Source organism: Nostoc sp., assembly GCF_041747015.1.
Lineage (GTDB): Bacteria > Cyanobacteriota > Cyanobacteriia > Cyanobacteriales > Nostocaceae > Nostoc.
The window spans coordinates 1-15,306 of sequence record NZ_JBGTFY010000427.1 but is presented as its reverse complement, the minus strand read 5'-3'; the positions used below and the strand labels follow the sequence as shown (position 1 = coordinate 15,306).

Annotated in this window: 16 protein-coding genes; 7 read left to right on the top strand and 9 right to left on the bottom strand. The window is 37.9% G+C overall.

Going from position 1 to position 15,306, the window contains the following annotated elements:
- Positions 1 to 346: 346 nt before the first annotated feature.
- On the top strand, positions 347 to 646 hold the full coding sequence (locus ACEW80_RS33735; RefSeq protein ID WP_373530785.1) for a ferredoxin: 300 nt from the start codon (positions 347 to 349) through the stop codon (positions 644 to 646).
- A gap of 186 nt (positions 647 to 832) precedes the next feature.
- On the opposite strand, the gene ACEW80_RS33730 is transcribed toward ACEW80_RS33735, so the two are convergent.
- Positions 833 to 2,500 (bottom strand): SpoIID/LytB domain-containing protein, encoded by a 1,668-nt coding sequence (locus tag ACEW80_RS33730; RefSeq protein ID WP_373530784.1) that lies wholly within the window; start codon positions 2,498 to 2,500, stop codon positions 833 to 835.
- Between the two features lie 116 nt (positions 2,501 to 2,616).
- Between ACEW80_RS33730 and ACEW80_RS33725 the strand changes: the two genes are divergently transcribed.
- The 4 genes from ACEW80_RS33725 to ACEW80_RS33710 all read left to right on the top strand — a co-directional run bounded on the left by ACEW80_RS33725 (position 2,617) and on the right by ACEW80_RS33710 (position 5,606).
- Positions 2,617 to 2,880 (top strand): ParB N-terminal domain-containing protein, encoded by a 264-nt coding sequence (locus tag ACEW80_RS33725; protein WP_373530783.1) that lies wholly within the window; start codon positions 2,617 to 2,619, stop codon positions 2,878 to 2,880.
- Positions 2,881 to 3,003: 123 nt separating this feature from the next.
- The gene (locus ACEW80_RS33720) at positions 3,004 to 3,495 is read left to right on the top strand and encodes a Dps family protein (protein WP_373530782.1); all 492 of its coding nucleotides are present in this window, start codon (positions 3,004 to 3,006) and stop codon (positions 3,493 to 3,495) included.
- A gap of 61 nt (positions 3,496 to 3,556) precedes the next feature.
- On the top strand, positions 3,557 to 4,210 hold the full coding sequence (gene grpE, locus ACEW80_RS33715; RefSeq protein ID WP_373530781.1) for a nucleotide exchange factor GrpE: 654 nt from the start codon (positions 3,557 to 3,559) through the stop codon (positions 4,208 to 4,210).
- 1,069 nt (positions 4,211 to 5,279) lie between these two features.
- Entirely contained in the window at positions 5,280 to 5,606 is a 327-nt protein-coding gene (locus ACEW80_RS33710) for an STAS domain-containing protein (protein WP_373530780.1), read from the top strand.
- Here the strand turns inward: ACEW80_RS33710 and ACEW80_RS33705 are convergent.
- The 6 genes from ACEW80_RS33705 to ACEW80_RS33680 form a co-directional block, all read right to left on the bottom strand.
- The gene (locus tag ACEW80_RS33705; RefSeq protein WP_373530779.1) at positions 5,589 to 6,743 is read right to left on the bottom strand and encodes a PP2C family protein-serine/threonine phosphatase; all 1,155 of its coding nucleotides are present in this window, start codon (positions 6,741 to 6,743) and stop codon (positions 5,589 to 5,591) included. The two genes, ACEW80_RS33710 and ACEW80_RS33705, sit on opposite strands and share 18 nt — an antisense overlap.
- Before the next feature lie 153 nt (positions 6,744 to 6,896).
- Entirely contained in the window at positions 6,897 to 7,664 is a 768-nt protein-coding gene (locus tag ACEW80_RS33700; protein WP_373530778.1) for a DUF1350 family protein, read from the bottom strand.
- Between the two features lie 253 nt (positions 7,665 to 7,917).
- Complete coding sequence (locus tag ACEW80_RS33695) at positions 7,918 to 8,637, bottom strand: hypothetical protein (RefSeq protein ID WP_373530806.1); 720 nt, start codon at positions 8,635 to 8,637, stop codon at positions 7,918 to 7,920.
- Positions 8,638 to 9,450: 813 nt separating this feature from the next.
- Positions 9,451 to 9,702 carry a hypothetical protein gene (locus tag ACEW80_RS33690; RefSeq protein ID WP_373530777.1) on the bottom strand — a complete coding sequence of 84 codons (252 nt, stop codon included), beginning with the start codon at positions 9,700 to 9,702 and terminating at the stop codon, positions 9,451 to 9,453.
- 5 nt (positions 9,703 to 9,707) lie between these two features.
- A complete protein-coding gene (locus tag ACEW80_RS33685; RefSeq protein ID WP_373530776.1) occupies positions 9,708 to 9,935 on the bottom strand; it encodes a DNA-binding protein in 228 nt (75 codons plus the stop codon).
- A 19-nt stretch (positions 9,936 to 9,954) separates the two neighbouring features.
- Positions 9,955 to 10,548: a Uma2 family endonuclease gene (locus ACEW80_RS33680; RefSeq protein ID WP_373530805.1), complete on the bottom strand. Its 594-nt coding sequence runs from the start codon at positions 10,546 to 10,548 to the stop codon at positions 9,955 to 9,957.
- A gap of 256 nt (positions 10,549 to 10,804) precedes the next feature.
- Here ACEW80_RS33680 and ACEW80_RS33675 point away from each other — a divergent pair, with 256 nt between their 5' ends.
- A complete protein-coding gene (locus tag ACEW80_RS33675) occupies positions 10,805 to 12,496 on the top strand; it encodes a hypothetical protein (RefSeq protein ID WP_373530775.1) in 1,692 nt (563 codons plus the stop codon).
- Positions 12,497 to 12,649: 153 nt separating this feature from the next.
- Here ACEW80_RS33675 and ACEW80_RS33670 read toward each other — a convergent pair whose 3' ends face one another.
- Both ACEW80_RS33670 and ACEW80_RS33665 read right to left on the bottom strand, forming a co-directional pair.
- Positions 12,650 to 13,087 (bottom strand): hypothetical protein, encoded by a 438-nt coding sequence (locus tag ACEW80_RS33670; RefSeq protein WP_373530774.1) that lies wholly within the window; start codon positions 13,085 to 13,087, stop codon positions 12,650 to 12,652.
- 136 nt (positions 13,088 to 13,223) lie between these two features.
- Positions 13,224 to 13,661 (bottom strand): hypothetical protein, encoded by a 438-nt coding sequence (locus ACEW80_RS33665; protein WP_373530773.1) that lies wholly within the window; start codon positions 13,659 to 13,661, stop codon positions 13,224 to 13,226.
- Between the two features lie 600 nt (positions 13,662 to 14,261).
- Here ACEW80_RS33665 and ACEW80_RS33660 point away from each other — a divergent pair.
- Positions 14,262 to 15,017, top strand: coding sequence for a PEP-CTERM sorting domain-containing protein (locus ACEW80_RS33660; protein ID WP_373530772.1), 756 nt, complete (start codon positions 14,262 to 14,264; stop codon positions 15,015 to 15,017).
- The last annotated feature ends 289 nt before the right edge of the window (positions 15,018 to 15,306 follow it).

Sequence of the window (15,306 nt, the reverse complement as noted above, 5' to 3'; positions counted from 1 at the left end):
GGGATTTTTCTTCATAGAGAATCAAACTACTTTACCAGTCTAGACTCTACAACTTCGTCCTACCTCTCAAGGAGGCATGAGACTTGATTTGAACTCAGGTAGTATCAATTCCATAGTATTTTCTAATCACAGTCTCATTAGGGCGGTAAATATATAAATAAAACTTATCTGGATTAAGTAACTAAATTTCATTACTAATCGCGTTCAATTTCCAGTTATATTGTTTAATTTTTCTCGTAGTATCAGAATTGAAGCAAATTTCAATCAGCTGCTAATCACATAGGGCAGCCGTAACCTTTGCTTGAGGATAACTTATACTGCCATTTGAAAAAGAGAGGATTACTTAATGCCAACTTTTAAAGTTACATTGAAGAACGAAGCTGAAGGCACAAACCAAACCATTGAAGTTGATGACGATACTTATATTTTAGACGCCGCTGAAGAAGCTGGTCTTGATCTACCCTACTCTTGTCGTGCTGGCGCTTGCTCGACCTGTGCCGGGAAACTCGTATCAGGTACTGTTGATCAGAGTGACCAGTCTTTCTTAGATGACGATCAAATAGAAGCTGGATATGTGCTGACCTGTGTCGCCTACCCAACCTCTGATGTAACAATCGAAACTCACAAAGAAGAAGAACTCTACTAAGAGTTAGGCGCCTTAACAATAAACCTCTTGCAAGAGTTACTGATGTTGAAAAAATAGAAGCAGCGCATCTAGGCGTAAGACCCAAAGAGAAGTCCTAGCACAGGCTTCCGACCCAACTAGATGAGTCGGAAGCCACAAATAAAAGTCTTATGACTCCGATTCATAACTAAAGATACAGTGAGTAGCTTAAAGCTTAATCTCCTGACTGAGAACTTGAATCTGAGTACCAGGATAGTAGAATTGCAGAATTTTCGGACTCGACCAACCTAGTTTAGCTAAATTTTGAGCGCCAGTTTGACTTAAGCCGACTCCGTGCCCTAATCCACCACCAATAAAGGCGTATCCCCAGAGTTCTGATTTGCCTTTATTCAGTGGTTCTATGTAAAAAAGCGTACTTGTAGGAGCGGCAAAGGCACTGCGAACTTCATCTTTGTGGAGAATAAAGGTGCTGTTATCTGTTTTAACCGCAAGTTCGAGGATACGTCCGCTTTGGCTTCGCTTAACTACTGCCATAGCCTGAATTGTTTTAAATTTGGCATATGGACTATTTTTCACCTGCAAAAATTTCTGCAAGTCCTTGGTAATATCCTCTAAAGGGGTTTCCTTGTGCCAACGAAACATATCCCACTTGCTTTCATTAAATCCTTGTTTTGTATTAATAAACTTCTGGAAGTTCTTTTCATCAGCTAAACTCTGCTTAGACAAGTTCCAAAAATTAGTCTCAGCATCCAGTACAGGGCGTAGATAGGGACGATCTTCACCATTCCAGACATCGCTGAAGGAGGCGGTAACGCCACCAGTAGTAGAAGAATACAGGGCATCCACTAACTGGTTTTGATAAGTTAGTACCTTACCTTTAGTTGAGGCGATCGCTTGATCTGTTTTGGCTGCGGCTCCGTTCAGTCCATAATAAACTTGACAGTGAGTGTCAGCACACAACTGATAGTTATCTGCGGCAAATCTACGTAAATTTCTCAAGGCATAAGTGCGAGCGAGAATTGCTTGGGCTTCTAGCGCTGCTGTTGGTGCATTCGTACCAATTTCGTAAGGTACAACTCCACGCAAATAAGTTTCTAAGGGTACTTGGTTAACTAGAGTGTATGTGCTGTAGGCATTTGGCTGCAAATTCAGTCGCCCTGCATAAAGACGAGCATTCTCCGGTTTATTACTTTTATTCACCCGAATCAAGTTTTTATCGGTGCTGATTTCCAAATCATTTGGGCTGTAGCGCTTACCATCCACTACCCAACTCACGCGCGGCACTTGTTTTAAAATCTTAGTATCAAGATATACTTTTTCTTTAGTAGCAGCTTGGATGTTCTGCAATAACAAGCGTCGCAATAAAGGAGTGCTATAAACATCCCGTTTTGCCCAAACCTGCCAGCGTTCTGGCTGGGCTATTTCTACCTTCATTCCTTGAGAACGCCATTTGTTAGCACTGTCTTCCGCAGTTTCAAAGGTGCGGTATGTGCCTAAAACTACCACTTCCTCAACTGCTGCATCGGGTAAAGCTTGCATGATAGTTTCCAGCTTTACAGGATTTTTTGTTACCAGGATTTGCAGCTTGTTACCCGTTTTAAATTTTAGCTTTAAGCGATCGCCTTTTGTGGGTTCCAGTTGCAACTTGGCTGTAGGTTGTTCGCCAAATCGCTGCACAATCCCAATTTTCAGTTCTACATCCTGGATGTTGCTCTTAGGCCCTGATGCAGCAGTCAGTCCCAATAGGCAAAATGTTGTCAGCACAGTGTAGGAAAAACGCCAAAAAGAAAATTTCATGGCTATCTGATTCTGCCCCTTAATGCGGCGTTGGAGCTGATTTTCTAATTGCTTTGTAGCTCGGTGTTTTTGTCGCATGAATGCTCCAATGATACCATTACCAATTTTGCCTTAAACATTCAGTTGCAAAATGAAGTCATAATGACTATGATTTATTTAGAGACACAAAACAGAAATAGTTGGATAAACTTTTTATGGTCAGAGTCCAAGAAATTCCATTAAACCAAATTAAACGGCCATTGCCCCGTGCAAACGATCCAAATAAAGTGCAAGCTTTAATAGAATCGATTGCGGAGATTGGGCAGCAAGAACCCATTGATGTCCTAGAAGTAGATGGACAATATTATGGCTTTTCTGGTTGCCATCGGTATGAAGCTTGCCAGCGTTTAGGCAAAGAAACCATTTTAGCTAGAGTCCGTAAAGCTAACCGCAGCGTTTTGCAGATGCACTTGGCATAGAGAATGGAGAGTGGGGGGATAAAGGAGATGAGGGAGACAAGGAGAATAACCCATGCCCAATGCCCAATACCCAATGCCCAATGCCCAATACTCAATTACATATAACCTAATTAGGAGAAAATTATGTCATCGCAAGTAACAGTCAAAAATGTAAATATCGGCATTGACGAGGCAAGTAGGGCTAAAATTGCCGAGGGTTTATCTCGCCTGTTGGCTGACACTTATACACTGTATCTGAAAACTCATAACTTCCACTGGAATGTAACAGGTCCGATGTTCCAAACGTTACATCTGATGTTTGAGACACAGTATACAGAATTAGCTTTAGCAGTTGATCTAATTGCCGAAAGAATTAGAGCGCTTGGCTATCCCGCACCCGGAACCTACAGCGAATATGCAAAATTGAGTTCGATTCCAGAAACTCCGGGAGTTCCGAAAGCTGTGGAAATGATCAGCGAACTTGTGGAAGGACAAGAAGCTGTAGTCAGAACCGCACGCTCTATTTTCCCCGTGGTAGAGGAAGTTCACGACGAACCTACAGGCGATTTATTGACTCAGCGGATGCAAGTACACGAAAAGACAGCTTGGATGTTGAGAAGTTTGCTGGAAGAATAGGACATGGGGCATAGGGAAGAAGCTTAATGCCCCATGCCCCATGCCCCATGTCCTATGCCCTATGCCCAATATTGATTTCACCCAAAACTTGCAAGATTTAATGCAATCGGTGGGTATTTCTAGTTTTAAAGCGCTGAGTCGCGCTGCTGGCGTCTCAGATCGCCAAATTTTGCGGTTACGGCGATCGCAGCTAGAGCAGATGCGGGTAGATGTGCTGCTCAAGCTGTCGCTAGTGCTACAGATACCCTTGAGTGAGTTAATCGCAACTTTTTCAACCGGAGAGTTGATCCAAGAGAAAGCAACGCCTACTCAGGAATTATTACAAGAAATAGCAGATTTAAGAAAAGAGTACGAGCGATCACAACTTCAACTAGAACAGCAGCGAGATATATTACTACAAGAACTCCAGCAGTCAACTTTACAACTGCTGGAATCTTTATTATTGCAATGGCCAACAGCAGCACAGAAAGCGCAGGAAAATCCCCAGCTAGCAGCAGTCAAAATAGTGCCGTTGGTGCAGAAACCCCTAGAAAAACTTTTACAGGCGTGGGGAGTGGAAGCGATCGCACCCGTGGGAGTCGAAATACCCTATGATCCCCAGTTACACCAATTGATGGAGGGACATGTACAACCAGGTGAAACAGTCAAAGTACGCTACACTGGTTATCTTCAAGGTGACAAACTGCTTTATCGAGCTAAAGTAAGTCCTGTTTGAGGGAGTTAGTCGTACAGATATTGCGAATACTAAAGCAGCAAAGACAATAAGCTGAGAGAACCTCAGAAAGTGGTGGTGTATGTAACCTCCAGCTATCGGAAGCAAAACCACTACCAAAATCAAGCAGCAGACAGAAGATTTAGAAACAGCCCTCCAGGAACTTCAACGGACTCAAATGCAACTTTCTCAGTCAGGAAGTGAATCTGAGTTTGTGATTATTATTCCCCTTAGCCAAGAATAAATTACTACCTTAATGTTTCCTGCTGAATCTGTAGATTTGAGCTTGGCTCTGCTGAAACCAAACTTTTTTGGTCGAGTTTCTAAATCCAGATGGAAATTATTGCAATTATGTAAGTAATCGGACATAAATAAATTTATATGCTGGCTACCATCACAAGTAGTCAATTGAATTCATTAGTGATTATGATGAGAAACTTTCTAATGTTTGAGGAATTCTCGTCGCTGTTCGCGTAGCGTCTCCCAGAGACGCCTATGCCTAGTCTATGCCTCTTTGTAAATGCTTGAGATGAAAAATTTTCATCCTGCAATGACGACTATTTTAATAATTTACTGATTTGCAAAAATATTTGGTAATTAATCCGAAAAGTAGTTAATTCGCATTGTAGATAATGTTGAACCAATACGGTTTGGATAAGACTTGATCCCCCCAACCCCCCTTAAAAAATGGGGGCTAAGAATAGATCTATTTCCCCCTTTTTAAGGGGAGCCTGTCCGCCCTTGCAGTTTCCCGACTTGAAGGATAAGGGGGATCTTTAAGGACTATGCACCTTAACCGAACCGCATTGAATGTTGAACTACCAAAACCAAATGTATATAAACTATTTTTACATTGGTAAATTGCTAGTAATTAAGCAATATTTAAAAAGCAAGTTTTGCTTTTTAAGGAAAAAATCAGATTAGAATATTGATAATTTATATTTAATTTTTAGTGATTATTTATCAATAATTACTCAACAGCGAATTCTAATTTTTATCTTGTAAGCATTTTTTAAATGATATATAATAGCAAAATCAGAACATCATTTACACAAATCAGTCTGAAATAATTATGAGAGAACAAGTAAAAGTTATTAAGCTCAGTGGTAATTTGACCGCTACAACTTCACAAGAATTTCGGCAAAATATTACTGATATTCTAGAAAGGGGTGCAAAAATTGTATTGATTGATTTTCAAGATGTAACCTTTATGGATAGTTCGGGTTTAGGAGCTTTGGTGTTAGCTTTCAAAACATTGCGGGCAGCTGATACTCAGCTTGTTCTCTGCTCGATTAATGAGCAAGTCAGAATATTATTTGAACTGACTAATATGGATAAGGTATTTGAAATATTTCCCAGCCAAGAAGAGTTTAATCAGGTTTTAGTCTCCAAAATTTAATTCATCAAACTTAATTTGCAAGATAGATAAATCATCATCAAAAGCATCTTTGGAATTTAGGGCGATTAAATAACTCAGTACCTGATCAAGTTGGCAATCAAGAGGATGTTGTAAGCTAACTAGTAGCTGAATAAAAGCATCTAAACTCCAAAGTGTGCCATCTGATTTAGTGATTTCATAAGCGCCATCACTAAAAATATAAAGTGTGGTGAATTTGTCAATATTGCAAAATCCATCAACATATTTTGCTTCTGGAAACATCCCAACCGGCATACCAGTGGTTTTCAAGAGTTTCACTTCAGACTTTCTTGGCTCTATGCCGGTTACTAGAATTGCTGGTGGATGACCTCCACTAGCATAAATTAATTGGCGTTCAATTCGGTTGTAAACTCCGTACCAGATTGTAAAGTATTTGTCATTTTGATAATTCATCTGGAAGGCATCATTCAAAGCCTTTAATACATCACTAGGTTGATAGTAATTTAAACCTTTGAGCGCACGAGAACGAAGCAGATTCAGCACTGAAACAGAGGGAAGAGTAGCTTTTAGTCCATGTCCGGCAGTATCAAGCAAGTAAATTGCCAAATAATTGGGATCGAGCCAGTAGTAATCGAAACAGTCACCGCCGAGTTGCCGCGAGGGAATGAATCGAAAATTTATATTGAAGGGTTCGGTCATGGGAAGAGGTAGAAGCGATCGCACATATTCTGCGGCTTCTGACATTTCTGTTTCTAAAAGCAACTTTTGGGTTTGCAAATCTCTACTTAACTGATGCTGACGTAATCCCGCTCTTACCCGTGCTTGTAATTCATTGTGTTCAATGGGTTTGGAGATAAAATCATCAGCACCAGCATCTAGCCCTTTGACGCAATCGGCGACTGAATCTAAGGATGTTAATAAAATAAAGAATGTGGTGGAAAAATTAGGGTCAGTTTTAATGCGGTGGCAGACTTCCAGACCACTCAATCCCGGCATGATCCAATCACAAATAATTAGTGCTGGACGATAAGCTAATGCCTTTTCTATTCCTTCCTCGCCGCTACTAACAGCAACTACTTCATAACCCTGTTTTTCCAACATCCTTTTCAGGAGTGTTTTTATTGAATAGTCGTCATCAATTATTAGTATTTGAAACATAAAAAATTGCAGGAACCACTAATTAATAATTTGCTGCAAAAATGGAAAATAAAAATACAGTATGGGTTGATAAGTTAGTAGTATGTCTATATGATACTACTAACTCATCTTCCTTTTTTCGTCGAATTCATGGCTTTTAACAGTCATAAAATATTATGGCGCTTCCAGAGGATTTAGCCACAAGGAGATGGTGCTTTTTAGCTGGTTCAAGTCGCGGTATGCTTCTTGCTTAAACCATTGCCCTAAGGCGTCAAAGGCGGTGAAAGATGTTCCAGTTTGCCATTTGATGTCTTGACCTAGAGGTGTTGTGTGAGTTCCTGGTAATGTTTGTGCTGTGACCATCGCATCAAAGCGTTCTTGTAAGATTTTGGTTAAAGCTGCCGATTGGTCAATGGTGTCATTGCTAAATTTTATTAATAAATTGCGCCGAATATTGTAGCGCTCTTGGACAAGCTGGTTGGTTTCCAAGGGTGAGGGGGTAAACTCGATGGCAAAAGTAGAATTAAACTGTTCTACTAGGGGGATAGCTTCTTTAGCGGCGTAGTTGTTGAATGAGATTAAAATATTGCCTGCGCGCTCTACTTTAAAGAGGCTACCAATTAGCAGGTGAAGCTTACAGCCCATACTGTGTCCAATGCCGTAGATGGGGAAGTAAAGCTTGCGTAATGCCCCAGAGTCGTGTAAGCGTTCGAGGGTGCGGTCAAAGTTTAACAGCACGGATTTGGCGATCGCAGTATGATCCAATGTATTGACGAAAGGCGTGGCAATTACAACATATCCTTTACTTGCCAGTTGTTCGAGTAACCAGCGATAAGTAATGTGCGGTGCAGTGGCGACAAATGCACCTCCTAAAAAATGAACGATACCTATGGGATTTCGGGGAATGATTACCCAGTTGCCTCTAACTTCTTTCCAGTCCATGCGGATAAGCGATCGTTTTACGAATATTCTTTATGTTAGACCGGCGATCGCAACTGTGAGAAGGATTATGGGAAAAAGCCATTGATAATATCTAGCGACTAGGTTGGAAACTAACCGATTCAGCAGCGTTTATAGGCTTATCGGGAACATCCACGCTTTCTCTAACTCACTCAAAAAATGCTAAGTACCGAGTGAATTACGGAGTGCTTTTTAAATCCACATTGCAAAACTGAATTACGGGTTATGAATTAGTTTAACGCTGATTCTGTAATTTTTTCATTTCGTGTTGTACATCTAATGCAATTTGTAATGCTTCGTTGAGTAATCTTCCATGCTCAGTAGCTTGTTCAGTTACTTGCATGGCTGTTAAAGTTGCTAAATTGTTAACGAATAGTTCTGTGTTACTAAGGATAAAGCTCTTATTCTCCCTCAAAATCCTTTCTGTTTTCAAAGCCCGAACTAAATCAGCTTTTGTGAGTTTAAGCGCTTCGATAACCCGCTCTCTTTCCTTGATAATCACTTCTGGATTACCAGCTTCTTCTATTTGATCATTAATATCTATTGCTCTAATAACAGTATTATATCTATCAACATCAGTTAACAGGATTTGTAGGGAATTTGTCATTTTTAGCTTAACAAGTTTACTTCGGCTTCTCCAGATTAAATATAAAACAGTTTGCGTAAGACCACTAACCCCAAAACCTAAGATAATTAACAATAACCAGGATGGAATTGTTATCCAGGTGACAAATACCTTAATAATTATATCAAATAAAAGATAGCTAAAAACAAATGTAGAAAATCCAATAAAAACTACAGTTGCTCCTTCAGAACCTTTGATTTTATTTATATATAATTTCCCTAGTTTAAGCAGAGGCTTTATAATAATTAAAAGTTCATCATTAACAGGTAAATTAGTCAGATATTGCAATTCATTCTGATTAATTTCCAAGCCCTGTAAATCATACCGCACAGCTTTCAAATCCTTGCCAGAATAGTTATTTAATATAATATAGCAATCAAATTTCTAGAATGCTGGCATTTTGTCCAAACTTTTTCAAGCAAATTAATTACTTCTAGGGAACGAAAGAATTTATTATACAATATGATACTTTATTACAAACTGCTGCTTGCAGCCACGATAAATAATAAGAGAGCATCTCATAACTAGTACTAGTAGTCTGTTTGACAATTTAGTGTTCAAAGATAACACTGCCTATACTATTGTTAAAAAATAAGAAAGGTGAATCCTATTTTTGTGAAAATACCTTTGATTTTATTGTTAAAGATCAGGTTTTTGTCGTTAGTTAAAACGAGAAGCGTATTTTTTTGGTAGATTGTACCGATACTAATTTGTAGTAAGGTGAGCATTGTCCACCTATTCTATTTTATTCGCTAATTAACTTTTAGGGACGGTTTTCGCAGGCTATGCCGTCGTGATCACGTTATTTGAACGATATCCAAAAAACAATTCTTCTGTTTCAAACCCTTCTAATACAACTAATTCTAATAGTAATACATCTACAAGCGACTTACCTGATTTTTCAAGACAGACAAATACAGCTTATTCTACTACCCAGAAGCAAAAAACTGATTCTGATTCAAAAACAGGAGAGAACTTACAGTGTCCTTAATATTTAGATACTTGTAACAGAGACACTAGAAATAATTTATAACAATTCCAAATTATTTGTTAACTCTATCCTCTCTCTTTTCTCTGCATACTCTGCGCCTCTATGGTTGATTAAAAAGTATAGTGCATAATTGTTATATATTACCAAATAAGCTACCTATGAATTTGGGTGAATAAGGAATAACCGCTGACAGCAAAAATGAAAAGGATGGCGGTAGGAAAAATTACTACATCCCTGACAATAAATAAAATCCAATCTTTCCTAAGTTCTTGTTTAAATTTGAGTTCTCGTAGCTTTCGCTCAAGTTCTGCGTCTTCTTGTGACTGCAAGTTTACAGTTGACAGAATTAGTGGATTATCGCCTTTACTGGCAATTATTTTTGATAAATCTGTTATGTCTGTCATACTGTTTAGATACCAACAATTTCAGTTTCAAGATTTTGGTTATCATCTGTAATCCAGATATATTTGCCTTTTTGCTTGGCATCTACTGCTACTTCTAGGAGTGTAATCGCTTTTATAAGAACCTTGGCATTATCTCCATTAATCTGTTGTGCCAGATTATTTAGTGTCTCATAAAGTTCTGGCGATAAATCTAAATTTATTTGAATGCGTTGGGTTTTTGCTTGTGCAGTCATTTTTCATTACCTTAAAATATTACTGCCGAATTCCTTTGATAAACTCTGTTCTAGCTTCAAGTATTAAGGGCATTAAAACGCAACGTGCTAACAAATCTATATCTAATTCTGGTAGTAACTGACTTTGAGTAATTTGCTCATAGTTATCATTAGTGAGGTGATATATAGATAACTGATTATTTTCCCAAAACCAGACTTCAGTAATTTTAAACCGCTTGTACTTTTCTAATTTATCTATGCTACCGCTAGTAATATTTATTTCAATTGCTAAGTCAGGATTTTCTTTCTTTTCCTCTATATAATAAGATTCATCAGGTTCAAAGGAAGCACCTTTTTCTTTGGCTCGACGTGTAGCGCTACCTACAGGAAAAAAGTTAATGCCTTTTTCAAAGAAGTAAAGCGCTAGAAATATAGCAATCACACTTTTAATAGCTTCGTGTTGTTCACCAAGAGTCATAAATTCCACACACCCATCAAGATAAGTTATTCGCAAACCTGGCGCATCTGCGGTTAAGGCTTCAATTTTCTCAAATTCTTCCCAAGTGTAATGTCCAGGTAAGAGAAACCGTTGTTCTTGAACTGTGGTAATTTTATCTAGCGTTTGTGGAATCATAAGAATCATTTATAAGATGTTCCTCTAATAAATATAGCGCTAAAGATGGCGTAGACGCATAAAAGCTTATTGTTTAAAAGTTTTTCCATGACTGGCTACTATTAAGCCAATAGATAAGGTACAGGTATCAGTGCCGAGTAAATATATTACAAATGAGACACTATATTAATTTTTATAAAATTTTTTATTAATATTATTGCTTTTTGGATAAATTGCCTTTATGTTAAAAGCACTTAAAATCAAGTGAACATAATAAATGAGCTTGCCATTTCTCTTAAATCTGGTAATCGGTTTAATTTTCATTTACCTAATATTAAGTTTAATTGCCTCAGAAATTCAGGAGATATTAACCACACTTTTGCAGTGGCGTGCTGCCCACCTAAAAAAATCAATTGAAATTCTTTTGACGGGTGGTGAGGGAACAGCAAATGATGAAAAGGTGAAAAAGATCGTTGAACAGTTATATGATAACCCTCTCATTAAAAATATTAGTCAAGAATCTAAAGAAGGTATCGAAGCATGGCTACGTCAGGCATCTCGATTTGTTGTCACATTGGGAAGAAAAGATAATATTAATATTACGCTGAACGGCAATGAGCCTTCGTATATGCCTTCAGAAACCTTTGCATCGACATTAATGGAGAAGCTTAATCTCTCTGATATTTCTCAAAAGATCACAGTATTTAACCTGCAAAGGATGATTAAAGATGAAATTCTTGTGAAAGTTGAGGGTTACGTTAAGGATAAAAATTTAAATATTATGGATGAAACTCGTCAAAGTTTAGAAAGCGAATTTAAGAGTTTCCAAAGTAAACTTAAAGCTATTAGTGTTGATTTATATAATGGAAGAACAACTCTCTTAACTAGCATAAATCGGATCAGGGATGAAATTGATTCCTTGATTGAAACATCCAAGCTATTTACTCCTAGTATTTCCCCATCTTCTCAAAAGCAGGATTCAGAAGAGCAAGAAAATAATCCGTTAGGTTCACAAAATCAGACTCTAAATGAACCAAACGGAGACACTGAGGTTACAAAATTCATTGCTCAGTTAAAGTCTTTAAAAAATGGGATTTTCTACCAAGGTGATTCTAAGTATAACAATGCAAACTACAACAACACTGATGAATTAATACGCCGACTACAACCCAGTCCTGCTCATATTTTGGATCTGGTAATTGGAGAAGTAAAAGTTAAAGGGCAGGAAATAGTGGAGTTGAGTAAGACTTACAAGGCTTTTCAAGATGAGTTTGGGAATCTTGATAAGAATGATGAGATTTATAAAGCTTACGAAGATATTAAGAAAGAGATTGAAGAAATAGGAAACCGCCTGCCTGATTCAACTCGAAAAAGCTTGGCTGTTTTAGCAAAACGTGCTGAGATTAATCTCAGATATGCTAAAACTCAAGTGAAATCTGTGGAGGATGAAATCTATCAATTCAAAACTGAAGTTCAAGTATGGTTTGATAGCTCAATGGACCGAGCATCAGGAGTTTACAAACGTAATGCTAAAGGAATTGCCTTTCTGATTGGTTTCTTACTTGCCATTGCTGTGAACGCAGACAGCTTTCATATCATAAGTCGGCTAACGACAGACTCAGCCCTACGGGAAGCGCTTAATGCGAATGCAGAATTGGTGACAAAAGATTGTTTGTCTATTAAAGATAATACAGGTGCGAACACTCAGTATTTGGAATGTGTTCGTCAAAAGGTCAATTCGTCTATTTCATTACCCCTCGGTCGGGACGAGACTAATCTGAAGCAGCAGGTAGAAGAGAGTAAAGGATGGTTCTGTCCGCCACTTAGGAGTTTTTTGGGTTGGATTATCAGTGGTTTTGCGATCATGATGGGTGCGCCCTTCTGGTTTGAATTGCTTGGCAAGATTGTCAACGTTCGTAATGCAGGTAAACCTCCTGAAAAATCTGTTGATAGACAAGGCACAAATTAGTTTTTTTACTCTAGGTATAATCTTGTAAAGACTTCATTGGATGGACTGAAGTTTAAGTTACACCTTCAGTTTACGAGCATTTTTTCAAGATAATCGCATTTGGATAATTAGGGTGCGATCGCATTTTTTTAAAAGAGGCGATCGCATCTTATTTTAATTAGTTTTACGCTCTTTCAACACTTGATCTAGTAAGTTTCTCGCAGGTTGTGCTTTAGCCAGCGCTGCTTGATGGTCACTATAAGCACGAACAAGTCGAGAAAGACCGCTCACACCTGTTTTGAGTTGCTCAAGTTCTTCACCAGCAACCAGTTCCCCATCGAGCATCCGCCCAATCAAAGGTTTGATTTCGCCCACTTCTTGGCGGACTTTTTGGAGCTTTTCTACGGAACTCAGTAAGGTTTTTAATGAGTTTAAGATGTCGTCAATATTCTGGGTATCTTCTACTGGTTCAAGCTCTTCTTTAATTGTTTCGGTATCTTCATCTGAAACTGTTGGTTCAAGCTCTTCTTCGATTGTTTCCGTATCTTCATCTGAAACTGTAGGCAATTCCTGTGCAGATATTTCACTTTTAATCCCGTTTGCTCGTGGCATCAATGCTTCCTTAAGGAATTTTTCTTAGTCTATCGCTGATCCCAAGTTGCCAAAGATAATATTGTTATAATTCGTTAAATAAGTACTTGTACAAATTAAACTATACCTAAGCTGCTAAAATATCTATACTTATACATTATTTACAGTGTTTTTGAAGAAGAGATATAGCCAGTTCAAAACTATTAGGTTGAGTTTGTACTGCATAAGCTTCTCTTTCTAAATCTTGCCTGTGGACATTGGTATACCGCATAAAAAACGGTCGAGCATAATTGATTGGCTGAACATTTAAACCTAAAGTTTTTAATTTCCCTTTTCCCGCACATACTTGCGCGGCATGAACAGCTTCGTGAATTAGAGTCTGAGTACCAATGTGTAGCTCAAAAACTACTGGATTAATCCAAATTTTTTTGCTGGACTCTTCTAATAACCCATAAGCACCTCGCTTTGGTGGTAAATCAATTATTACCTGAAACCCAAATTTTTCTAATTGATTTTTTAAATTTGAGAATTGTCGTTCAGGGGTAGGTACTTGAGAAAGTAACAATAAATAATTTAATAGGAAAGTTTCTATCATTGACTTTTATAACAGTTTACATGAAAAGCAAATCTTAGCGCAAGATTTAGTAGATTAGCTAACATCAGAAGGATTTTCGATATTCTTGCCTGAATCTAAATCTTTGCCATTATACAACACCTTGAGTTAAACTAAGCCGCCCTATTATCCAATACGGTTTGGGATGCCTATTTATGTTTTTAAGATATCACCAACCTACTATAGCAATCCTATTTGATTTGTAAACATCGAAAGGCTTAGATCCCCGACTTCTCGAATAAATTGGGGATCTTTTTGTTCATAACTCATCTAGGATTGCTATATAAAAATCCGATTTTAATTTTGAAAATATACTGAGACTAAAATCTTCATCCAGCAAGGTTTTTATCTTAAAAAGGTTTCATTAATTAAAAAGTTTTCATTAATTAAACCGAAGTCCTATATATTCTTTCAATAGTCTTAGTTTTTAAAGATTTTGTTACTGCAAAAGTAGTATTTATTTGGTTCAGTTGTCGGCTTATTAACTGGCGTGGAAGTATTGTTCATTGGAGACTATTAAAAGTCTGTCTGATGCGTAGATTCTGGTAAAATGTGGTTGTCATTATTTCCAACAACTTAAAAATGTATCACAGAATCACAGGAATAAGTAAAACCCTCGCCACTACTTTAACAATTTCTTTATACTTAAGTGGAGCCTCACAAGCTCGCACCATTACTGATATAAGTCCACCTACAGGATCAGGTTTAGGTGATGTATTTTGTCCACAGGTTCAAACTCCTGTTACAACACCATTTCCTAATAATGATAACAGCATCGCCTCCAGCCCGAATCAAATCCTGAACTTTCCCGGCTTATCTTGTACTCCTAAAACTTTTCAAGCTATAGCCCCCATTGATACCCAACTTTTCGTTCAACCTTCAGGAGGAACAACCGAGTATTTATTTAGCGAAACAGTTGTGAATAATACAAACTCTATCTGGAATGGCTTTAACTTCAAGATTGGTTTTGGTGTCAATGATAACTTTGCACCACCTGAGTTAATTCTTGTCCCCTCTGGCTTTGCAATTCCAGATTTTGACTTCAACGGTTCAAGCTCCGACCCTCAACCAACCTCGTCCAAGTTTACGCAACTTATCCAAGATGGCTCTTTCAATTTGGATTGGTCTGGGGGATCTATCACTCCTGGTGAATCTGTCGATTTCACATTTTCTGTTGATGTCCCTGATGATTTAGGCGGAAACGATTTCTACAATTCTTTTACAATTCGTCAAACTCCTATTGCTGCACCAGTTCCTGAACCCACTTCTATTAATGGTTTTCTAGCTCTATTAGGTGTACTAGGCTCAACTTTAGTTCTTAAACAGAAACTAATATAGCAATCAAGAAACGTAGGTTACTGTTGCTAACCTGCAACGGGTGGAATAGGAAAAAGTGAGATCATTATTTATACTGCTTTGGCAGTATTTTGCAGATAGCGGGGAAAGTTCACTGAATTTTTCCCGCTTTGGTTTAGCTAAATACTTTTTTGTAATATAAACTTTATCAGTAAATGAAGGCAAGTATTGCTCAATTTTGGCATTGCTGATAACGATTTGTGTCTAATAAAACTTGTACAATTGTCAAGGCGGTTTTTACTGTCAGAGTCCTTCTCAGGTGTAAGATTTA